This window comes from Undibacterium sp. Di26W, from assembly GCF_049340265.1.
Lineage (GTDB): Bacteria > Pseudomonadota > Gammaproteobacteria > Burkholderiales > Burkholderiaceae_D > Undibacterium.
Genome location: NZ_JBMPOR010000003.1, coordinates 81,625 through 102,305 on the forward strand (window position 1 = coordinate 81,625; position 20,681 = coordinate 102,305).

Sequence of the window (20,681 nt, forward strand, 5' to 3'; positions counted from 1 at the left end):
CCGTTTCTCCAATGAGAGGACTATCTTGGTATCCTGAAGTTCAACAACTTATTGTTTGACGATATCTTTGATGGCTTCTTGCGCATCACCTACGGTTTTTTCAATTTTTCCTTCGATTTGTTTCCGTTGGCCTTTTATTTCTTGTTCTTTGTTGCCGACCAATTTACCGGTGTTTTCTTGCACTTTACCGGCAATGTTTTTGGCTGTGCCCTTGATTTGATTTTTGTTCATGACATGTTTCCTTGGTTGAGGTGGTGTTGCCTATTCTGGAAGAGAAATGAATGACAGAATTCCAAAAAAAATAGTGCGATGGTGTGCAGTAAAAAATTACTCATCAGTCTTGATGGACTAACCCATCATGCATGAAAACGTTTGTTCATCTTTTATCTGCCACTCCACATGTATCGAAGTTATTGGGTTTCCATAGTCGGGTCTGTGCGTTGCCGCACAAAACAACAACCATGATTTTTGAAAAAACAGGTTTTGTAAAAATAAACAGATCTATGTTCGATACCGTACAGAAGTGAACTATGACCAATAGCACAATTTGGCATCGGACTTCTCCGACGCGTTATTTATATCCCGTAGATCATGTTCACTGGATATTCACTCTAAAGAGGACAAAAAATGAACAAGAAATTGGCCATGTTAATGGTGTTGTCGGCAGCATTCTCCAGCGCAGCCTGGTCTGCTACGTCAGAAAAATCTGCTACTTATACCGCAGCGAAAGATGCTGCTGCGACGGAATACAAACTTGCCAGAGCCAGGTGTGACACTATCGCCGGCAATCCGAAAGATGTGTGTATTGCGGAAGCCAAATCTGCGCGGGTGCATACAGAGGCAAATGCCACTGCAGAATACAAAAATACCCTCGCTGCACGTACCAGTGCCGCCAAGGATATTGCGGATGCTGACTACGACGTAGCAAAAGCCAAGTGCGGCAGTGTTACCGGTAATGAAAAAGATGTTTGTGTCAAACAAGCCAGTGCGGACAAGATCGCTGCGGTTGCCAATGCCAAGGCAGACAAAAAAGTGATAGAAGCGCGCGTAGACGCCAACGACGACAAACGTAATGCTGAATACAAGGTCGCTATTGAAAAATGCGATGCCTTGGCTGGTGCAGGAAAAGACAATTGCGTCACGGCAGCAAAAACGAAATTCGGTAAGTAATTCTGACCTGAAGGGCAAGAGGTGAGCTGTTGCAGTCCACTGACACCTGTCCTTTATTCTTTGTTGTTTTTTAAATTCACCTCAATCATTCTGAAAGTCAAAAATGAAAATCACTCAACGCATCATCACATTAATCCTCTCTGCATCATTGCTGGCCGTCGCCGGCTGTGCAGCCACTCCTACACGTGAAGGTACAGGAGAATATATCGATGACTCCGTCATCACCACCAAAGTCAAAGCTGAAATACTGAATGAACCTACCTTGAAATCGATGGAGATCAATGTCGAAACCTTTAAAGGTACCGTACAGCTCAGCGGCTTCGTTACTTCTAATGCCAACATCGACAAAGCGGTCAGCATTGCCCGCAGCGTTAAAGGTGTTCGTTCCGTCAAGAACGATATGCGTTTGAAATAAGATTGAAATACGGTTTCAAATAAGGTTTCAAATAAGATGTGAGAAAAGTCCCGCTATTCCTGCATCAGGAATAGCGGGGTTTTTCTGAAACCGGAGCAAGCAGCCATATGGCTGCTTTTTTTTAACTTTGGAGTGCTTTGCACCTTCGACTTTGGTGCGTCAATTGCACAAGATCTGAGCGTGGCTGTGGCAGATTGCCCGCTGTTCGATGCAGTCAAAGAAAAAGGAGCCTGGGCTCCTTTTTATCACTACATCATGCTCAGGCAGATGTTCACATGAGCTTATCTGGTACGCTGATCAAATGAAAACTGTTCTATTTCGACGCGGCGGTTCGGTTCCAGGCATACGATCAAATCGGCCCTTTTCTTGTTGCTGCATTCAACCACAGGATTGCTTTCACCCTTACCATTGGCGCTCATGCGTTCGCTCGCCACACCTTTTCCGAGCAGATAATCCTTGACCGAAACAGCGCGTTTTTCAGACAGTTTCAGATTGTATTGATTTGACCCTATGCGATCCGCATAGCCGGTGATGACGATCTGATTGATCTGCATATTGCTATTGAGTGCGGCAGCAATATTGTCCAGTTTTGGCTGTGGGGTACTTAATTGAGCGCTATTGAAAGCGAAGAGTTCTGTCGCTGACAGTGTAATTTTTTCATAGCGTGGTGCTGGCGGCGGAACTGGTGCTGGCGGTGGCGCCTGTACTACCACTGGAGCAGGTTCATATACCGGCGGTGCTGTATAGGTTGCTACGCGTACTGGTGCTGCAGGTTTATCAAAGCTATAGTTCAGGCCTACGGACAATTGCGAATTGCTGGCCTGACTGAAACCGAAGTCATTGCCACGCAGGTAGCCATGCACCTTGCGCCATTCAGCCTGAGCTGTCCACTGATCATTCAATACCAGTTGAACGCCAAGTCCGGCGCTGGCAGAAGGAGAAGTGCTGTCTGCCTGCCTGAAGCGATTATTTGTCCTGTCACGTTCTGCAGCCACACCCATGACCAGGTAAGGACGTATGGCATTGCGCGAGAATAAATACAGCACATCGACCCCAAGGGTATTTTGCTGATAGCGTCTGTCACCATCACTGGAGCGGGTATAGCTGGCACCCAGTTGCACATCCCACATTTCATCCAGCGGTTTTCCTACGCGCAGACCGACACCATAACCACGATTGCCGGCACCAAAGGTTTCATCCGTTTCTGCTGCGTGAATACTGGTACCGACGTACCAGGACGGATTGTAGTCAGCTGCGATAGCACTGCCTGTGCAAAAAATACTGGCGATAGCGCAAGGTAGTATACGTAAGTGTTTCATTATGTTCTTTCTGATGTAGTAAAAGCTGGGAAGAGGAATATTTGAAAAAGTGCCATTGAATACATGAGACTAGCCGACCTGCATGCGTCCTGAATCAGGCAGTGTTTTGACTTGCGTACTCTTTAAGCTGCGGCAAGAGTAAATGAAAGGCAATATTCCCTCAGTGCGCCAGCGCACGCTTCAATGCCTTGTTGCTGAAGACTGACAAACCAGGAAATTTTGCATGACCTGGCCGCATAGTGGAGTGCCATCATCATGGATGAAGTGAGTTCTCATTAAATCTGTTATTACGTGGCATAGCGCACATACGCTTTTACAGTTAGCGTTTATTTTGTCTTGGGTGGCATTTCATTTGCAGGTGTGAAATGCAGGTATCAGAACGTGTTTGCCATCTGTAGCGAGCGATTGTGTGTGCATCAGCGGGGTCATGGCAACATTAAGGGAAAAAACGCAGCGCAAAAAACGGAATGTACACTAGACCATGCGCATTTTGAGCAGCGCATGAGCCCCGATCAGGCCCGCACAGTAAGATCGAAAACACGTTCTTAGAACGGGCAGGGTAGCTTATACATGCTGCGCGTTGAGAGATATAGTGCAAATGGAGACAGAATAATGATGGATTTGAAATCTGGTTTTTCCATGCAGAAAGTGAGTATTTGGACAGTGCATAGCACAACGCATTTTTTCCTGAAAAATAATCGAAAAAAAGTTGATCGGGCTGCTTGTGATATTGCCCTCTAAAAATCATTTGCTGGCGAGGTTGCCTGCGGCGGAACAAAAGGTGTTGGCAACAAAGATGCATACACACGCATTTGTGGTAGGCACGGTGTTGTACCGTCATGACGAAAAAATGGATACTGTTTATTTTCCGAATGACTGTCTGCTGTCTCTGATGGCAGAAGTTAAAGAGCAGCAAGTACTGGAAATTGCTTTGTTGGGGCGGGAAGGGATGCTAGGTTATTCCGGGCTGGCAAGTCATCAACATTCTGGCTTGCGGGTAATCGTGCAACAGTCAGGCAGCGCAGATTGTATCAGTGCAGCCGAGTTCGGTCAGGCGCGAGAGCATAGCAGGGCCATACAGGAAATGTGTTTTTCTTATGCTGAAATGCTGTATGCCGAAGCCAGCCAGATAGCAGTATGCAGCCATTTTCATTTGCTGGAAGCACGTCTCGCCAGGTCCTTACTGATCATGCGTGAGCGGCTACAGTCAGATCATTTCTTTATTACCCACGAGTATCTGGCACTGGCTCTGGGGGTACGGCGGGTGGGCGTCACCAAGGCCGCCAGCGTTTTGCAAAAACGTGAACTGATTTCATACAGTCGTGGGAAGGTCAGTGTAATTGATGCAAGCGGTTTGCTGTCGGTATCCTGCTCGTGCTTTCAACGTATCATCGGACATGGAGCCTCCAAATCTTTTGCGCATGCTAAGCGGTGACCGTGAACTGATTCTCCTGGCACACAAATTATGTACGCCAGCGTACTGACCATTCTTTCTAATCAGCCTATCTTTTCAGGCATCAATCATTACTGAACCGGATGACATAAGTATGGCGTTTTTCTCTTTGGAACATAGCAAGGCAGCTTACCTGACTGATTTTATTTTATATGGCGTAGCGGTATCTTGCCTGACAATTTTTCTGGGATGGTCTGCACCTTTTTCACATCCCTGGCAGATGCTGGCATTGCTTGGCATAGGGTTGATTGCTGCTTCACTGATCGAATATCTCTTGCATCGCTTTATACTGCATGGCTTGCAGCCTTTCAGGCGCTGGCATCAAACGCATCATGCGCGTCCAACCGCCTTGATCGGCACACCTACGATTTTAAGTATTACCTTGATTGTGTTCTTTGTTTTTTCACCCGCATTGTTGTTGGGTGATGTGTTACGGGCCAGTGCTTTGACGTTGGGGCTGACCACGGGCTATCTGTTTTACACCATCACCCATCATGCAACACATCATTGGCAGGCTGATTCTTCATGGCTGAAGCGAAGAAAAATACAGCATGCCCGCCATCACCATCTGGATGCACATCCCGTTTTCTTCGGTGTTACCACCAGTTTTTGGGACGACGTCTTTGGCAGCAATGTCAGTGAACGCGTCAAGATCAAAGATAGCAATAAGTAGCACAGCTTGCCTTTTAATGAGCCCGGAGCATGGCGTATGAGATCGGATAATGAAATACTGCTGGATGTCCAGTCCGGCTTGGCCTGGGAAACTGGCATCACCGCAGCCGATTTCGCGGTTACTGTGAAAGATGGCGTGGTTGAGCTCAGTGGCAAGGTTGCCAGTTTTTCAGAGAAACAATGTGCGGAACTGGCAGTCATGCGGGTTTTCGATGTGATCGCATTGAATACGGAAGTGGAAGTTCATCTGTCGATTGGTGACGCAAGAACAGACAGGGATATTGGTCACGCGCTTGAGCGGTTGATTCAAGTTAGCGATTATCTGAACCAGGACAAGATCAGTTTCACAGTCGAGAATTGCAATGTGACTTTAAGTGGTACGCTGGAATGGGAATTTCAGCGCAATGAATTGATGCACGGGGTTGCCGGTTTGACCGGTTTGCGCGGTTTGTGTAACCAATTAAAAATCGAGCCCTGAAACACGCTGTATGAAATGAGTTCCAGAGCTGATTTCCCTTGCAAGATCAGGATATCGTGGCGGTATAGGCCGGCAGCTCTTGCAGTTGGCCTTGAATGCGGCGCACAACTGCATCCCAATCGCCGTGTTCAGCTTGCCTGAACAGGCGCATGGTGTTCGGGTACCACGGTGTATCTTCCCGATGGCGCATCCAGCGCCAGTCGCTGCCAATTCTTGGCAGTAATACCCAGCACGGTTTACCCAGTGCCCCAGCAATATGGGCAACGGCTGTGTCAACACAAATAATCAGATCCAGCGCATTGACGATGGCTGCCGTGTCGGCAAAATCTTTGATATCCGTACCCAGTGGCAGGATAGGCTGATTGGCTGCTGGCTGTAAGGCTTCCGCTTCGCCCTGGCCTTTTTGCAGACTGACAAAGCTGATGTGAGGTAGCTGCCACAGAGGGGCCAGCGTTGCCAGACCTGGCAATGAGCGGTTCCTGTCGTTTTTATGCCCTTCGCTACCCTTCCATACCAGGCCAACTTTGAAGCCCGTATCCGGTATGCGGCTTCGCCATTTTTCTGCTCTCTCCGGCAAGACTTTCAGGTAGGGGAAGGTGGAAGGAATGCTCTCTAGAGTGGTATTGAAATGGAGGGGCAAACTGAGTGCAAAACACCAGTAATCATGTACTGGCAAGGTATCGCCATCAGTCAGGATGTTGTCCACACCTTCAGCGGTTTCCAGTAATGCCTTGAGTGGTTGCTTGCAGAAGATGCTGATTTTGGCGGCACCGCCTTGTTTCAGCAATTTGATGTAGCGGATAAACTGGATGTAATCACCGAAACCCTGCTCCGGCCAGATCACCAGCGATTTTCCGTTCAGTGATTCGCCCTTCCATTGAGGAAACGGAACATCCGGCATTACGGTGTTGGATTGTTGGGTGCGAGTATCGTAGCGATATTCGTGATAAGACCAGGCTTTTGTATAGTGACCCTTGGCCAACAACAGCAATCCAAGATTGAATGATGCATTGGTCATGTCTGGATCCAACTTCAGTGCCTGTTGATAACTTTCTTGGGCCTCGTCCAGCTGTTCGCAGTCTTTCAGTGCCAGGCCGAGGTTGTTGTAGGCCTCTGCCATATCCGGTTTGAGTGCTAACGCCCGGCGACAGTTGGCTACCGCTTCGTCGAGTTGGCCAAGTGCATGCAAGGCGCTGCCGAGGTTACTGTAGGCCGCTGCCAGCTCGGGGTCGATTACCAGCGCCTGGCGACAATACTTGACCGACTCGTCCAGTTGACCTGCATCCTTGTAAACGATTGCCAGGTTGTTGAGCGTATCTGCAGAATCTGGGGTAATGGCCAGTGCTTTGTGATAACTGGCGATGGCGTCATGGTATTGCCTCAGTTTATGCTGAACATTGCCAAGGTTATACAGCGCGTCAGCAAAATCAGGCTGGATTCTTAAGGCTTCGCGGCAGCTTTGCAATGCCGCATCAAATTTTCCCAAGTCATGTGATGCAGCGCCCATATTATTGTGTATGTGCGCCAGATTCGGATTCATTGCCAGTACTTTTCTCCAGGCGGCAATGGCTTTGTCCGGCTGATCTTGGGCAATGAAGCTCAAGGCCAGATTTTCATAGGCTTCAATACTCTGGGGATGAATCGAAATCGAACGTTCTAAGCTGGCAATCGCTTCGGCAAATTTACCCTGACTGCGCAGCGTACTACCCAGACAAAGATAAGCATGTGGCAAATCGGGATTGATGGCGATCGCTTTTTTCAGCGTGGCAATAGCCTGGTCCAGGTCATTCATCTTGAACAGGGCGTGACCAAGATTGGTTAGGATGTCGGCGTTGTCTGGCTGAATACGCAGGGCATTTTTAAAATTTTCTGCTGCCGAAGCAAATTGATTGCTTTCGTAATCGATATTCCCCAGGTAATAGTGCAATTCAAGAGACTGCGGACTGATTGCAAGTGCCTTGATGACAACCTGTCTGGCTTCTTCCATCTGGCCGGTCTGGAATAGCAAGAAACACAGTTCCCGGTAAGCGAGTTCGAAGTCCGGTGCCAGTGCAATGACTTTTTCGTAGCTGGTTTTTGCAAGCGCTGCTTTCCCCTGTGCTTGATACAGGCCGGCCAGAAAATAATGGGCATCCGAGATGGATGGATCAAGACTCAGCGCCTTTTGCAGATACGGTTCTGCTTCTTCCATGCGGCCCTGTTCTTTAATCACAAAGCCAAGATTACTGTGCACCTTTGCCAGACCAGAATCAAGGGCAATTGCCTGGCGGTAGCTGGCTTCGGCGGCGGCAAGGTTCCCATCAGCAAGATAGAGATCACCTTGCTTTTTGAGTTCGGAGGCGTCTTTTTCTGCTGTCACTGAATGCAAGCCAGCAGGTGCCTGTGTCGGCAACGGCGCTGGGTCAGGAATTGTTTTTTTGCCGGAAAAAAATTGTTTGATCTTGTTCAGCATCGTCTTTATCTATGTATGCAAGATTAACGTTGAGTGACGTTTGGGTGGTTTTGTTGCGGAATGTCGTAGCATGTTTGTATCCGCGGACCGTGGTTAAGTCGATATTTCAGGTAAAGGCCACAATCCGTGTCGACGAATAGTATAACCTGCATCTAGGTCATTTTTCCTTTTGGAAAAGTGTTGTGATTGTCAATGGTTATTTAACTTTGAGCAACTAAAACTGGTCGGATAAGCCCTCATCATTGCTGGTGAAGGCTTCCCCTAACCTGCATGTTTCATAAACTGCCACAGCGGTGCCGACTGGTCGTCACAGGGTCTGGTTGGGAGCAGTCGCGATGACGCGGGCAATGCTACCCCTACCCAATAAAACAAGACATCCATGAAGCGACAGGAGGTTAAGGGTTGGCGGTGGGGTGGTCAATTCTCGACAGACCGGACGTGGCCTGGTTATGACTAGTTGAGCAACCTGGCCTGGGTTGGCAGAAAAAAGCGTTCGGTCAAGGTCTGCAGCAGATGTTTGATGGGACAAGCGTCCGGCAGATGAAGGACATCTTGCTCCTGGTCTGTCTGACCTGTACGGCGATCTTGAACAGCCTGGAGATGACCGTCGCTGGCTGTGCCTGCGATTGCGCGGCCACCCACAGGTCGACGGCACGCAGTCTTGTGGGCTCGGCCGTCGCCAGCAGCTTGACGTTGCAGGAGAACCCGAAGATAAAATCGACGTTCGGCATGGCATCGATGAAGCCCATCAATTCAGGTCCGCTAAAGAGACCGTTGCCCCGCACCAGAACGTGGGTGTCGGGGAAGTGGCGGCGAATCCGTTGCAGAACACGGCGCACGATCATCGCGTTCTCGGCGCCAAACGGTCGCTTGCCGGGCCGCAGCACCGCCGCCAACAGGCACAGGACTGGCCATCGAAGATCATTAGCGGCAGATAGCAGGTTAAACCATAGTGATGGTTATAGAACGCCAGTGGCTGCTGACCGTAGCACGCATCCTCGGTGTGATCCAGTCGAGGAGCAAGTTCTTTAGCGGGCTGGCGAAGCTGGCAATAAACTACTCGACAAGGGCCTCGCTGACGCGGTAAATGTCTTGCCGGCTGGCCGCGTGTTCGAAGCGTGACATCGTTGCTCCGGACGCCAACGCAGCGCCGTCATCAAATGGCAAGCGGGCTGCGCCCAGCTTGAACATGAGGTCGTGGCGCAGGAGGTTCGCGTCGTTGCCATCTTCGTAGCCACAGCCGATCTGGTAGATCCGCTGCGTGAGGAGATCGTGATTCGAATGGTCGAAGTAACTCTGATTGCGTCGTTCAGGCAAGGCTGCATCAATGCGCCGGGTTAAACCAATCGGCAGGTCCATCCCGAGCAAGAGCACGGGACCAAGATCGGATGACAAGCCGCCACCGGCGAAATCGGCGCGGACGCTATGGCCTGGAATGGATGCAAAACGCAGCTGTTCTGGCGTAGAATTCATGTCGGGTAAGGTGTGTTCGTGTCGATCGATGTGTTTTAGGGATAATTCACATTTTATCAATCACTTACGGCATTCTTGCCCTTTTTTATGCAAAATTCAGGATAGGAAATGTGATTTATTATTACGCGTGGTAAGTTTGCCAATGTTAATTTCTCTAAGGTGGTAGATGGAATTGCGATATAGTTTTTTTCACTAGTGTCCCAACGTTTCTCATAGTAGAGACATCTGTTTTGGTTGATTTTCGTCACAGGAGTTTCCCGATGACGGCGTAAGTAATTGATTTATTGGTGTTGTTTCAAACATGGTGAGACTCAGGATTTGTAGAATTTCGTAAAGGCTGTGAGGCAAATGCAGACGTTTCTTGACGATAGCGATGAGTACGTAAGTACAGACCGCGATCCATATTTGTGTCTTCACGGCATTCTCGCTGGTTCCCAGAAAGGTTTTGATACGCAAATGTTGCTTGATCCACTTGAAGAACAATTCGACCTGCCAACGCTGCTTGTAAAGCGCTGCGATCATCTCGGGTTTGAGAGCGAAATTGTTGGTCAGAAAAATGATGCGTTCCCCAGTGTCGTCCTTGACGACGATACGACGCAAAGTCGCCGGGTAATCCTTGCTTGCGTAGAAAAGCGGGAGTACGCCCGTTTGATCGCAGATAACGTTGCTCATCGTTCGATCGACCGGCTGCGAATACCGACGCTTGAACTGGGTATTGCTTTTTGCTCTGGTGACAAAGAAGGCACCCGTCGCATGCAGCCGGTAGAGTCTGGCGAAATCCAGATAGCCGCGATCCATCAGGTAATACGCTCCTGGCTCGATGACCAGATCGTCGAGAATATTGACCTCGTGGGTCTTGCCGTCGGTGATGTGAATGAAACTGGGAATAGAGCCGCGCAGGTCCAGCAGCGTATGCAATTTGATGGCCGCCTTGGCGGACCGGAAAGATGCCCACGGATACACCGACAGGCACAGGTCGATGGTCGTGGCATCGAACGCATAGACCGTCGCATCGAGGTCCACGCCAAACGGTTCGCTGGCGTACAACGGGCGCGCCATCGCAATCAGGTGTTGTGCCAGATCGGCATAGAATTGCCAGGGGCGCGTGGCATTTGCATTGGCAAGCGTATTGCGGGAAATCGTCGCACAGCGAAATCCCATGTGGTACGGCCGATGGGCCTGGGCGCGCAAATTGACCTCGATATCGCGCAGCGATTCCCTATAGGTCAACTGCGCAAACGCCATGGCAAAGAATTGATCCAGGCAGGAAAAATCCTTGACTTTGTGTTCGCCCCTGTGGGCTGCTACGCATCGTCGAAAGGTGGTCAGCGGCAAATACGTCATGACCTGCGAGAAAACGAGTTTGCCCTGATGCATAGGAGCCTTCGGCGGATATCCGCAAAAAGCCCCAATTCTGCACCTCGACGTTCAAATCGAGACCAGATGAAAACATCATTTTATGCAAACAAATCATTGACTTACGAACCTCTGACATGAAAACGTTGGGACACTAGTGGTTCGCACCTTAACTTTACTCCTTTGGCTAACGCCAGCGGAGGGAGGCGGCTAGACGATTATCAGGTCTCTTAAGCAAACATTCCAAGTCATTGATTTTCAATGAGTAAAAATCTCGTGTTTGCTTCGGCACGATTTTCGGTAGCGAGCCGATTACTACATTTGCATTCATACATTTTCTAAAAACCATGCTATGCATTTTGCATGGTAAGGCCACTAAGATTAGAGTTTGCAGGTGCTTTGCAGGGCAGTGCGGGCATTTGAAGCAAAATGCTGACAGTAGAATTGTGTCGATTTCACGTCTTCTTTGCAGACTTTCTCGAGAGTGCACTCCGGAGACAGGCAGGTCTTATCGCACACATTTCCTTGGTGTAGAATTGTCGTAATGTTAGCGTAGTAATCGGTTTGCTCCCGAAAATCGCGCCGAAGCAAACACTAGATACTTATTGAAAATCAATGGCTTAGAATGTTTGTTTAAGAGACCTACGGGGGCTAATGGGTGCCCCCTTTTTCCGCTGCCCGTGAAATTCAAGGCTGACAAAGTAGCCGCCTTCAGTGATATCCATGGCCAGTTTGATCTCATGCTCAAGCTCTTGCAGGCCAATGGCGTCATCAATCAGGATTGGCGATGGACCTTTGGCAAGGGCCACCTGGTGATTGCCGGAGACGTGTTTGATCGTGGCCCGAACACCACCGAAGCCCTGTGGTTATTGTATGAACTGGAAGCGCAGGCACAGGCTGCAGGCGGTGCGGTTCACCTGTTGCTGGGTAACCATGAAGCCATATCGTTTGCCGGTGATCTGCGTTATCTGAACAAAAAATACACCAGCGTAGCGCGCCAGCTCAATCTCAGTTACCTGCAGATGTTTGACAACAACAGCGTGCTGGGGCGCTGGCTGCGCAGCAAGCCGGTGATCATACAGATCAACGACATGCTGTTCATGCATGGCGGCCTGCATCCCGATTACCAGAACCTGAACATGGGTATTGCACAAGTCAACGAACAGTTTCGCAACTCACTGGGTATAAGCAAGGTACAACTGAAGGATAAAGGGGATGATGTATTGTCCTTCCTGTATGGCAGCCTGGGGCCACTCTGGTATCGCGGGTATTTCAATGCACCCAAACTCAGCAATACCGACCTTGATCAGCTTTTGCAGCAGATGCAATTACGTCGCATCGTGGTCGGTCATACCACCATGGATGGCGTGTATGCCCATTATCAGGGAAAGATCATTTCCATCGATTCCGGCATCAAGGGCGGCGTCAAAGGGGAAATGTTTTTCTGGGAAAAAGGGCGACTCAGCAAGGCCGGACTGGATGGCGTGCGTGTTGCCATACCGGATGCGCCAGAGAAGGTCCGTGCCGAATAAATAATGCGCTTATGTCGCGCTTACGACAACTGTCTGCTGACCTGGCGTGGCCATGAGAAATGGAACACGGCACCGCGTGGATGATTGCCGTCCAGGCGTATGCTGCCACCGAGTGATTCTATGGTTTTCTTGATGATGGCCAGACCCATGCCGCTGCCTTCTACCTCATCCCGTGGGCGCAGGGTCTGGAACATGGTAAACACCCGTTCCCGGTGTTCTTCGGCGATGCCGGGGCCATCGTCTGCCACGGCGAATTCAAAAAAATGCTCAGTGTGGCTGGCACGGATGAGGATTTTTCCCGATGCCTGGTCATGGTGCTTGAGCGCATTACTGATCAGGTTGCGAAACACCAGTTCCAGCGGTACCTTGTGTGTTGGACAGATCGGGAAATTGCCATCCAGCTCCAGACTGAATGGCCGTTCGGCACAGCATAGTTCGAAGACATCCCGCACCAATGCTGCGAAATCCACATGCTCTATGGTGCCGCCTAGTTGCCCGGCACGAAAGTACAGCAGCAGGTCATCCAGCAGCCTTTCCATGCGTTTTATGCGAATGCGCATCAGCCGCAGGTGTTCATCCGTATCGGCATCTATTTTACCGACCAGGTCTTCGCTGAGCCAGGTGGCCAACTGATCGACGCCACGCAGGGGTGACTTCAGGTCATGCGAAGCGACGTAGGCGAAATTATTCAATTCCTGGTTACGTCTTGACAGTTCATCGGTAAAGCGTTTTCGTTCAGAAATATCGACAATCGCCGACAGCACCTTGATGCCTTCTGCCGTATGTATCGGGTTCAGACCGATTTCCACCTGGAATTCGCTGCCGTCCTTGCGCAGACCAAACAGATCACGGCCACCGCCCATTGCGCGCGTGCTGGGTGTTGCAAAATAGCTGCTACGCAAACCTGGATGCTGTGGGCGAAAACGTTCAGGTATCAGTATTTCCATGGGCTTGCCCAGCAATTCTTCCCTGGCATAACCAAACAGTTGCTCGGTCTGGGCATTCACCATTTCCATGTAGCCGCGGCTGTCTATCATCACCATGGCATTCGGTGCTGCTTCCACGACCAGACGGAAACGTTCTTCCTGGCGCTTGCGTTCAGAAATATCCACAATCGCCGACAACACCTTGATGCCATCTGTCGTTTCTATCGGGTTCAGCCCAATTTCAACCGGAAATTCACTGCCATCCTTGCGCAGGCCATACAGGTCGCGTCCACTGCCCATGGCCCGTGTGGTGGGAACCGCAAAATAATCCTGGCGCAAGCCAGGATGATGTTTGCGAAAACGTTCGGGTATCAACAGCTCCATGGTTTTGCCCAGCAACTCTGTCCTGTTGTAACCAAAAATGATTTCGGTCTGGGTATTCACCATTTCTATACAGCCGCGCCCATCTATCATCACCATCGCATTCGGTGCGGCATCAACCACCTGGCGGAAATGCCTTTCACTTTGCGTCAGCCGGGTTGCAATACGATAGCCTTCGCTAAAATCGCGCACGATCATGGACAAACCCCTGAGGATATCCTGATGATCGCAGATGGGTGAAATGGTCAGTAGGGTGGGCAGTTCATTGCCTCCTTGGCAGCGGCGTATGGTTTCAAACTGGCCGATTGGCGTGCCCTGTTGTAAAAGTTTGACCAGTGTCGCCAGGTCGGGTAACTGTCCTTCCGGGAAAAGCAAGGCAAATGGCTGATCCAGCACGTCGGCAAGGGGGTAGCCAAAGATACGGCTGGCGGCCCGGTTCCAACTGATGATCTTGCCTTCCAGATTGCTGGCGATAATGGCATCGTCAGAACTGTTCACGATGGATGCCAGCAAACTGCTGGTATCTGCTGTCACATCATCGTGCCTGTCCGGGGGCGTAGCATCATTGCTGTTCGTCGGCACCATGGCGATATGTCCCGCTTAAAAAGTTGATTTCAAATTGCTCTGCTGATATCGGGCGGGAATAGTAATAACCTTGTAAAAGTTCACAGCCACGGTCGGTACAGAACCTGGCCTGTTCCGCGGTTTCCACACCTTCAGCCACCAGGGTCAGTTCCAGCGTCTTGGCGAAGGCAATCATCGCAGCCAGCAGACGTTCCTGCGAAGCACCGCGTCCTATGCCTGCCACAAAGCTCTGGTCTATTTTAAGGATGTGGATGGGGAAGAGTTTCAGATGGCCGAAGGATGAATAGCCGGTACCAAAATCATCCAGTGACAGTTTCAGTTTACGCGCTGCCAGTTTCAGCAAGATGCTGGCCACATGCTCCGGGTCGCGTATCAGGGCATTTTCTGTGATTTCCAGTTCCAGGCATCGCGGGTCCAGGCCACTGGTGGCCAGTGCTTCATCCACCGTGGACAGCAGATTATCCCCCTGCAACTGTATGGCAGAGACATTCACCGCGACCGACAGATGTTGTACATTCAGGTGCGGCATGCTGCGCCACTGCTGTAACTGCGCACACGCCGTGCGCATGACCCACTGGTCGATTTCAAACATCAAGCCCAGTTCTTCTGCCATGGGCAGAAAAGTGCCGGGGGCCAATACCCCTTCCTGAGGATGGTGCCAGCGCAGCAATGCTTCCATGCCACCCAGGCTGCCATCCAGAGCATGGACTTTTGCCTGGTAATAGACTTTCAACTGATCATTCTTGAGTGCATGTCGCAAGTCACGTTCCAGATACATGCGATGGCGCACTGCCTGATGCAACTGGTCAGAATAAAAATGACTCTGGTTGCGGCCTTCCTGCTTGGCACGATACATGGCAATATCGGCGCATTTCATCAGTTCGGTAGCGTCGCTGGCGCAGGAACCAAAGACGGCGATACCTATGCTCATCGTCACATCCCATTCCAGACCTTCCAGCAGTATGGGTTTTTTGAAGGCTTCGACAATGCGGGTGGCCAGTAAGATGGCATGATCCACTCGGTCCATATCCTGCACCAGCACCACGAATTCATCGCCCCCCAGCCTTGCCAGCAAGTCACTGCCACGGGTAGTAGTACCCAGCCGGCGTGCCACCTTGATCAGTAACTGATCACCAACGGCATGCCCATACGTGTCATTCACATTTTTGAAACGATCAAGATCAAGCAGCAGCACCGCCAGCTTGCCGTGCAGGTTTTCCCGCTTGGCGCGGCAGACGGCAAATTCCAGTGCGCGTTCAAAATCATAGCGGTTCGCCAGGCCGGTCAGCGCATCGTGTTCGGCCAGATCTCGCAACTGGTCATAACTGCGATTGAGTTCAGTTTCCAGCTTGTGACGGTGGCGTGCCTGATGTACGGCGCGCAGCAGGCGGCGGGCGTTGACTTCTTCTTTCAGCAAAAAATCTTGTGCGCCTGCCTCGATCGCCTGCTCTGCCAGGGTAACGTCTTCCTGATGGGTCAGCATGATAATCGCAGCATGATGTATCTTGTCCAGGCGCAGGCTTTTCAATACTTCTATACCGTCGCGGTCAGGCAGGCGGTAATCGAGCAGGATGACGTCAAATGCGGTTGCCTTGGCTTTCAACAAGCCGTCCAGTGCATTGCTGGCTTCTACGATATTCACGCTGACCGGCACCTGCTTCATTGCCCGTATGACAGAGCGGCGATCCAGTTCATCATCATCGATAATCAGGATGTCCAATGTGGATGTTTGTACAGGTAGATTCAGCATAAAAACTCGCGCTGGCAGGTAAGCGTGGCATGTGCAGGCAGGTACACATCTCTGCCCAAGTTGATTTTTCTTGCATATTGAATCAGCATAAAATCTCCCTCAGGCAATCGGCAGTTCGACCAGACGCCAGTACCTGTCCAGCATCTCGATCACATTCATGAAACCGTCGCCTACATGCTGTTTGACGATGTAACCGGCAACGTGTTGGGAATATGCCAAAACTTTGTCCTGATCATCTTGCGAAGTGGTCAGCACAAACACCACGGCAGATGACAAGCTCTTGTCCAGCCGCAGTTCTGCCAGCATTTCCTGGCCGTTCATGCGTGGCATATTGATGTCGAGCAAAATCAGGTAGGGGCGGGTGATGCCATTTGGCTGGCGCAGGATTTGCAGCGCTTCTATTCCATCATGCGCACGGACGATGGGGTTGACGATTTTCAGTTTTTTCAGTGCGCGTTCTATGCCCAGCACATCGACATCGTCGTCATCAACGATGAGTATCGTGACTGGTTTGGTTTGCGGGATGCTGTCTATCATTGGGCACCTTTCACCGACATGCGCTGCTAAATAATACTTTGCGGAAACATTAATGCAATGTAATTTCTATAATGCGACATAAAAACAGCTCGTTGCAAAAGCTTGAAATGAGCGAATTAACATTCATATTATTCAAATATCAAGAATAGTGCAATATTGTTATTATGCATTGCAGTTTTTCGATGGCCTATGGCAAGGCTGGCCTGGCACAGGCTATGAAAGATGGAGGGGGATGGATGCTGAAAGACGATTAAAGGGGGCTAATTAATGCAGTTCAAGGATGTCAGCCACAGCTTCACGCAATTGAGTGACCAGTTCGGGGTCCATATACTTGTAGTCATCCGGAATATCCAGCACATGGATGACTTTGCCGTTCAGCACTTGCCGGTGTTCGGCAAGCAGGCGTGACTTGTGTTTTTCTTCCATGACGAAAATGACATCAGCCCATAGGATGTCATTCATGGAAACCTTGTGCCTGGCATTTGGGCTGGTACCGCCCGAGCGTGCTTCCACCATGGGATGGCGGCGCCAGACCTGTTCTGCAGTTGGACTGCGCCACTGATTTCGACTACAGACGAACAGAATATGCATGAGATTATTCATCAGTTCAGTGCTTCACGCATAGAGATCAGTTTTCAGGCAGTGATCACCGCTGCAGTCATGGGCGAGCACAAGGCCCAGCCCAGCGCTGTGTAGAGCGCCATACCCTCTTCGGTCGCTACCAGTACACCAGTATCAGCCTGCCTGGCGAATGCATGGTTATTTAATATCTGCATCAGCAATTTGCCCAGGCCTTTACGTCGGTGCGAGGGCTCCGTCACGATCTGGTCAAAAACCGCATGGCGCGCAGTCAGCGCCATTCTGCCGGTGGCTGCAATCTGTCCATCCCGGCCAAGGGCCTTGATGCTGACCGCCTGTTCGTCGCCGCCCAGCTGTATGGTATAGCTGGGCGGTATATCGACATCAATGTGGGCAGTGATGGCTTTGCACATCAGGTATTCGGCTGGTTTGAGCGTCCAGCGCGGCGGTAGCAAAGCGCCAATTTCACTTACCGGCGCACAAACCTTGATCCAGGTATCGGGCGCACTCAGTTCATGTGCCAGCAATTGTATGGCAGACAGTGCATGACCCTGCAAGACATAGCGTTCCAGATGACCGGGCAGGCCGACATGGATCTTGTAGCCGTGTCCCGCCAATGCAAATGCGGCCTCGGTACCACGAGAAATCGTCCAGCCATGGACCCAGGCACTGAGCAGGTCATTCTTTTGCTTTTCACTGAACTGGTTTGTAGAGGTCATGGCGACTCATTGATGTGGGACGGCGGCACAGGTGACAACCACTTCGGGATGACAGAAGATGCAATTAAAAGGCTGGCATTTTTTTCAAGGTAGCACGTTCTACGGCACCGTAGCGCTCCTTGTCACTCTTGTTCTGGAATTTTGTCTCATATTCAAGGACATCATCATGGAAGGAAAAATCTTCCCTGATGTCGTAATCGACGTCCGACCATCTGGCGATCCAATACCCTTTGTTGCCCTTGATCCTGATTTCCTTGAGCACGGCTTTTTCCTTGACGATTTTACCATCCAGCATGGTCGCTTCCATCAGCATGCTTGAATCGGTATTGAAGCTCATATTGATGCTCTTGATGCCGATGTTCGCCAGTGACAGCACATTTCCATTGGCCATGGTCACGGCATATTTTTCGTAACGGTATTTGCCGGCAATCAGCGCAATATCATTGGCGAAGCTGCTGGTGGTCAGCACGGAAAAAAGTAAGGCAATCACATATTTCATGGTCTGGTATCCGTTTGCATAAAAATCATAGGGAATGTTGGCCTGTAAATGATAGCACTACCCCGTTGCCTTAACAGTAACCGGGTAGGAAAGCGTCAATTCCTGCTGTGCGACATCTATTTACCGGCTTCCTGCGCCAGCTTGCGCATGGTTTTCAGTGTGGCACCAGGGGTGATCAGATTACCGTCATAACGCAATTCTATCAATGCAGGCAAATTGTGCTGGCGGCTATGTGCGAGTGCACGTTCCAGTGCCGGTGCGAATTCTGCCGTGGTGTTGACCACTTCCCCACTGGCACCAAAGGCGCGTGCCAGCGCTGCAAAATCAGGATTGTGCAATTCGGTGCCTGATACGCGGGCAGGGAATTCCTTTTCCTGATGCATGCGTATGGTGCCATACATGCCATTGTTAAAGACGATGATGATGACACCAGCCTTGTATTGTACGGCGGTGGCCAGTTCCTGACCGTTCATCAGGTATTCACCATCGCCGGCGAAAGTGACGACGGTACGCTGCGGATCGATGATTTTGGCGGCAACACCTGCTGGTACGCTATAGCCCATGGCACCGGAAGTTGGTGCCAGTTGCGTACGGAAACCACCATACCGGAAATAACGGTGGGCCCAGGTGGCATAGTTGCCGGCTCCATTGGTGATGATGGTATCTGCCGGCGCCAGTTGCATCAGATCCTGCACGATGTGCCACAGGTTCAGGGGGGCGTTTTCTGTAGCGAAAATGGCTGGTTCGGTTTGCCATGCCTGCAAATCTGCCCTGGCTTCGCCAACGCTTGCATGCCACTTGCTGGCAGCATCCAGACTGGCCATCTCTGCCAGGGCTTCGGCAATTTCTTTCATGCCGCTGTTGATCATCAGATCGGCCTGATAGACGCGGCCCAGTTCCAGCGCATCGCTGTGGATATGGATCAGCTTTTGTTTGGGCAGCGGGGCTTCCAGCACGGTATAACCGCCGGTTGTCATTTCACCCAGACGCGGGCCGATGGCCAGGATCAGGTCGGCGTCCTTGATTCTTTGTGCCAATTTGGGGTTGATACCTATGCCTACGTCGCCGATGTAATGCGGGTGCGCATTGTCCATCAGGTCCTGAAAGCGGAAGGTACAGGCTACCGGCAGGTGATTGCTGACCGCAAATTCACTGATGTGCTGGCAGGATGCAGCATCCCAGCCAGTACCGCCCAGCAAGACCAGCGGGCGTTGCGATACAGTCAGCATATTGCGCAGTTGCGCCAGCTGCTGCGGCGAGGCCGATGCCTGTACAGGTGTGTAACGACGGGTGTCTGCCACGGTGGCGACCTGTGCCAGCATGTCTTCCGGCAGGGCCAGCACAACCGGGCCGGGGCGGCCACTGGTCGCCACCTGAAAGGCGCGGGCAAGGTATTCCGGCACGCGGTCTGCCCGGTCAATTTGTGCTACCCATTTCGCCATCTGGCCAAACATGCGGCGATAGTCAATTTCCTGAAAGGCTTCCCGTTCGACAAAGTCATTGCCAACCTGGCCTATGAACAAAATCATCGGCGTCGAATCCTGATAGGCAGTATGCACACCTATCGATGCATTGGTAGCACCTGGCCCGCGTGTGACGAAGCAGATACCGGGTTTGCCTGTCATTTTGCCGTAGGCATCTGCCATGAAGGCCGCGCCGCCTTCCTGCCGGTTGATGATGAAACGTATCGGGCTGTCATGCAGCGCATCCAGCACTGGCAGGTAACTTTCGCCAGGTACGCCGAATACGGTATCGACGCCATGGATTTGCAGTGCATCCACAATCAATTGACCGCCCGAACGAGATTTCAGCATGATAGAAAATGGTAAAAGGAAAAACACTACGCTACCAGAAAGCCTGCTTAATTTGCATTGTAATTCCGGCTTTTAGACTGAATTATCGCTGAGTAGGATACAATAAGGCGTGAAGCAGGCCAGACAATCGCTGGTTGCCATGATTTATCATGGTGACGGGAGGAAGGTCCGGACTCCATAGAGCAGGGTGACGGCTAACGGCCGTACGTTGAAAACCAGGGTGCAAGCCAGGGTATAAGACGAGGAATAGGGCCACAGAGACGAGCGTATTAAGTTACGGTGAAACGCGGTAACCTCCACCCGGAGCAATTTCAAATAGGCACGCGTTGATGTGGCTCGCGGAGCGTGCGGGTAGAAAGCTTGAGCGGCGGAGCAATCCGTCGCCTAGAGGAATGATTGTCATAGCAGATGGCAGCAATGCCTGATGCCGTAACAGAATCCGGCCTACCGGCCTGCTTTATTTTTTGTTTGTCGCAGCACAGTGTTTTCTTCGGTCTGTCGCTGCATCGGTTCCAGGTCCATTTTCAATCGATTATTCCTCGTTTTCCTTTTTACTTCAGACACTATGTGC

General features: G+C 50.9%; 19 protein-coding genes, 1 other RNA gene and 1 pseudogene. 7 read left to right on the forward strand and 14 right to left on the reverse strand.

The features are described from left to right. Positions 1-48: 48 nt before the first annotated feature. Complete coding sequence (locus ACO0LM_RS04735) at positions 49-231, reverse strand: CsbD family protein (protein WP_423034796.1); 183 nt, start codon at positions 229-231, stop codon at positions 49-51. Positions 232-627: 396 nt separating this feature from the next. On the opposite strand from ACO0LM_RS04735, the gene ACO0LM_RS04740 reads away from it, so the two are divergent. Together ACO0LM_RS04740 and ACO0LM_RS04745 are read left to right on the forward strand one after the other, a co-directional pair. After that, positions 628-1,170, forward strand: coding sequence for a hypothetical protein (locus ACO0LM_RS04740; protein WP_423034798.1), 543 nt, complete (start codon positions 628-630; stop codon positions 1,168-1,170). A 103-nt stretch (positions 1,171-1,273) separates the two neighbouring features. Further along, on the forward strand, positions 1,274-1,585 hold the full coding sequence (locus ACO0LM_RS04745) for a BON domain-containing protein (RefSeq protein ID WP_423034800.1): 312 nt from the start codon (positions 1,274-1,276) through the stop codon (positions 1,583-1,585). A 281-nt stretch (positions 1,586-1,866) separates the two neighbouring features. On the opposite strand, the gene ACO0LM_RS04750 is transcribed toward ACO0LM_RS04745, so the two are convergent. Then, positions 1,867-2,904 (reverse strand): OmpA family protein, encoded by a 1,038-nt coding sequence (locus ACO0LM_RS04750; protein ID WP_423034802.1) that lies wholly within the window; start codon positions 2,902-2,904, stop codon positions 1,867-1,869. Positions 2,905-3,700: 796 nt separating this feature from the next. Here ACO0LM_RS04750 and ACO0LM_RS04755 point away from each other — a divergent pair. The 3 genes from ACO0LM_RS04755 to ACO0LM_RS04765 all read left to right on the forward strand — a co-directional run bounded on the left by ACO0LM_RS04755 (position 3,701) and on the right by ACO0LM_RS04765 (position 5,507). Continuing rightward, positions 3,701-4,339: a Crp/Fnr family transcriptional regulator gene (locus ACO0LM_RS04755; RefSeq protein ID WP_423034804.1), complete on the forward strand. Its 639-nt coding sequence runs from the start codon at positions 3,701-3,703 to the stop codon at positions 4,337-4,339. A gap of 112 nt (positions 4,340-4,451) precedes the next feature. Then, complete coding sequence (locus tag ACO0LM_RS04760) at positions 4,452-5,030, forward strand: sterol desaturase family protein (protein WP_423034806.1); 579 nt, start codon at positions 4,452-4,454, stop codon at positions 5,028-5,030. A 36-nt stretch (positions 5,031-5,066) separates the two neighbouring features. Next, positions 5,067-5,507: a BON domain-containing protein gene (locus ACO0LM_RS04765; RefSeq protein WP_423034808.1), complete on the forward strand. Its 441-nt coding sequence runs from the start codon at positions 5,067-5,069 to the stop codon at positions 5,505-5,507. Positions 5,508-5,553: 46 nt separating this feature from the next. Here the strand turns inward: ACO0LM_RS04765 and ACO0LM_RS04770 are convergent, their stop codons facing one another. The 5 genes and pseudogenes from ACO0LM_RS04770 to ACO0LM_RS04790 all read right to left on the reverse strand — a co-directional run bounded on the left by ACO0LM_RS04770 (position 5,554) and on the right by ACO0LM_RS04790 (position 10,809). Next, complete coding sequence (locus tag ACO0LM_RS04770) at positions 5,554-7,959, reverse strand: tetratricopeptide repeat protein (RefSeq protein WP_423034810.1); 2,406 nt, start codon at positions 7,957-7,959, stop codon at positions 5,554-5,556. Positions 7,960-8,456: 497 nt separating this feature from the next. Continuing rightward, entirely contained in the window at positions 8,457-8,846 is a 390-nt protein-coding gene (locus ACO0LM_RS04775; RefSeq protein ID WP_423035246.1) for a transposase, read from the reverse strand. Then, positions 8,801-9,004: pseudogene (locus ACO0LM_RS04780) on the reverse strand (transposase); the annotation flags it as partial. The gene ACO0LM_RS04775 and the pseudogene ACO0LM_RS04780, both read right to left, overlap by 46 nt. A gap of 11 nt (positions 9,005-9,015) precedes the next feature. Continuing rightward, positions 9,016-9,432, reverse strand: a complete 417-nt coding sequence (locus tag ACO0LM_RS04785; protein WP_423034812.1) for a transposase — start codon at positions 9,430-9,432, stop codon at positions 9,016-9,018. Between the two features lie 210 nt (positions 9,433-9,642). Further along, positions 9,643-10,809, reverse strand: a complete 1,167-nt coding sequence (locus ACO0LM_RS04790) for an IS4 family transposase (RefSeq protein WP_423034814.1) — start codon at positions 10,807-10,809, stop codon at positions 9,643-9,645. Between the two features lie 659 nt (positions 10,810-11,468). Between ACO0LM_RS04790 and ACO0LM_RS04795 the strand changes: the two genes are divergently transcribed. Further along, complete coding sequence (locus ACO0LM_RS04795; RefSeq protein WP_423034816.1) at positions 11,469-12,320, forward strand: metallophosphoesterase; 852 nt, start codon at positions 11,469-11,471, stop codon at positions 12,318-12,320. 20 nt (positions 12,321-12,340) lie between these two features. Here the strand turns inward: ACO0LM_RS04795 and ACO0LM_RS04800 are convergent, their stop codons facing one another. The 7 genes from ACO0LM_RS04800 to ACO0LM_RS04830 form a co-directional block, all read right to left on the reverse strand. Then, positions 12,341-14,212, reverse strand: a complete 1,872-nt coding sequence (locus tag ACO0LM_RS04800) for a PAS domain-containing sensor histidine kinase (RefSeq protein WP_423034818.1) — start codon at positions 14,210-14,212, stop codon at positions 12,341-12,343. Beyond that, a complete protein-coding gene (locus ACO0LM_RS04805) occupies positions 14,190-15,962 on the reverse strand; it encodes a putative bifunctional diguanylate cyclase/phosphodiesterase (RefSeq protein WP_423034820.1) in 1,773 nt (590 codons plus the stop codon). Before ACO0LM_RS04805 ends, ACO0LM_RS04800 begins: the two co-directional genes overlap by 23 nt. A 99-nt stretch (positions 15,963-16,061) precedes the next feature. Beyond that, complete coding sequence (locus ACO0LM_RS04810) at positions 16,062-16,499, reverse strand: response regulator (protein ID WP_423034821.1); 438 nt, start codon at positions 16,497-16,499, stop codon at positions 16,062-16,064. 264 nt (positions 16,500-16,763) lie between these two features. Then, positions 16,764-17,090 carry a low molecular weight protein tyrosine phosphatase family protein gene (locus ACO0LM_RS04815; RefSeq protein WP_423034823.1) on the reverse strand — a complete coding sequence of 109 codons (327 nt, stop codon included), beginning with the start codon at positions 17,088-17,090 and terminating at the stop codon, positions 16,764-16,766. A gap of 44 nt (positions 17,091-17,134) precedes the next feature. Continuing rightward, positions 17,135-17,797 (reverse strand): GNAT family N-acetyltransferase, encoded by a 663-nt coding sequence (locus ACO0LM_RS04820; RefSeq protein ID WP_423034825.1) that lies wholly within the window; start codon positions 17,795-17,797, stop codon positions 17,135-17,137. Positions 17,798-17,861: 64 nt separating this feature from the next. Beyond that, positions 17,862-18,296, reverse strand: coding sequence for a hypothetical protein (locus tag ACO0LM_RS04825; RefSeq protein WP_423034827.1), 435 nt, complete (start codon positions 18,294-18,296; stop codon positions 17,862-17,864). A 116-nt stretch (positions 18,297-18,412) separates the two neighbouring features. Beyond that, positions 18,413-20,110 (reverse strand): thiamine pyrophosphate-binding protein, encoded by a 1,698-nt coding sequence (locus tag ACO0LM_RS04830; RefSeq protein ID WP_423034829.1) that lies wholly within the window; start codon positions 20,108-20,110, stop codon positions 18,413-18,415. A 111-nt stretch (positions 20,111-20,221) separates the two neighbouring features. On the opposite strand from ACO0LM_RS04830, the gene rnpB reads away from it, so the two are divergent. Then, an RNA gene (gene rnpB, locus ACO0LM_RS04835) (RNase P RNA component class A) lies at positions 20,222-20,573 on the forward strand. Positions 20,574-20,681 lie beyond the last annotated feature (108 nt).

Coding starts and splice junctions, on each gene's coding strand:
- ACO0LM_RS04805 (WP_423034820.1), bottom strand. CDS start 15,962: ATGCTGAATCTACCTGTACAAACATCCACATTGGACATCCTGATTATC.
- ACO0LM_RS04760 (WP_423034806.1), top strand. CDS start 4,452: ATGGCGTTTTTCTCTTTGGAACATAGCAAGGCAGCTTACCTGACTGAT.
- ACO0LM_RS04755 (WP_423034804.1), top strand. CDS start 3,701: ATGCATACACACGCATTTGTGGTAGGCACGGTGTTGTACCGTCATGAC.
- ACO0LM_RS04810 (WP_423034821.1), bottom strand. CDS start 16,499: ATGATAGACAGCATCCCGCAAACCAAACCAGTCACGATACTCATCGTT.
- ACO0LM_RS04800 (WP_423034818.1), bottom strand. CDS start 14,212: ATGGTGCCGACGAACAGCAATGATGCTACGCCCCCGGACAGGCACGAT.
- ACO0LM_RS04790 (WP_423034814.1), bottom strand. CDS start 10,809: ATGCATCAGGGCAAACTCGTTTTCTCGCAGGTCATGACGTATTTGCCG.
- ACO0LM_RS04735 (WP_423034796.1), bottom strand. CDS start 231: ATGAACAAAAATCAAATCAAGGGCACAGCCAAAAACATTGCCGGTAAA.
- ACO0LM_RS04745 (WP_423034800.1), top strand. CDS start 1,274: ATGAAAATCACTCAACGCATCATCACATTAATCCTCTCTGCATCATTG.
- ACO0LM_RS04770 (WP_423034810.1), bottom strand. CDS start 7,959: ATGCTGAACAAGATCAAACAATTTTTTTCCGGCAAAAAAACAATTCCT.
- ACO0LM_RS04785 (WP_423034812.1), bottom strand. CDS start 9,432: ATGAATTCTACGCCAGAACAGCTGCGTTTTGCATCCATTCCAGGCCAT.
- ACO0LM_RS04765 (WP_423034808.1), top strand. CDS start 5,067: ATGAGATCGGATAATGAAATACTGCTGGATGTCCAGTCCGGCTTGGCC.
- ACO0LM_RS04825 (WP_423034827.1), bottom strand. CDS start 18,296: ATGAAATATGTGATTGCCTTACTTTTTTCCGTGCTGACCACCAGCAGC.
- ACO0LM_RS04820 (WP_423034825.1), bottom strand. CDS start 17,797: ATGACCTCTACAAACCAGTTCAGTGAAAAGCAAAAGAATGACCTGCTC.
- ACO0LM_RS04815 (WP_423034823.1), bottom strand. CDS start 17,090: ATGCATATTCTGTTCGTCTGTAGTCGAAATCAGTGGCGCAGTCCAACT.
- ACO0LM_RS04750 (WP_423034802.1), bottom strand. CDS start 2,904: ATGAAACACTTACGTATACTACCTTGCGCTATCGCCAGTATTTTTTGC.
- ACO0LM_RS04740 (WP_423034798.1), top strand. CDS start 628: ATGAACAAGAAATTGGCCATGTTAATGGTGTTGTCGGCAGCATTCTCC.
- ACO0LM_RS04830 (WP_423034829.1), bottom strand. CDS start 20,110: ATGCTGAAATCTCGTTCGGGCGGTCAATTGATTGTGGATGCACTGCAA.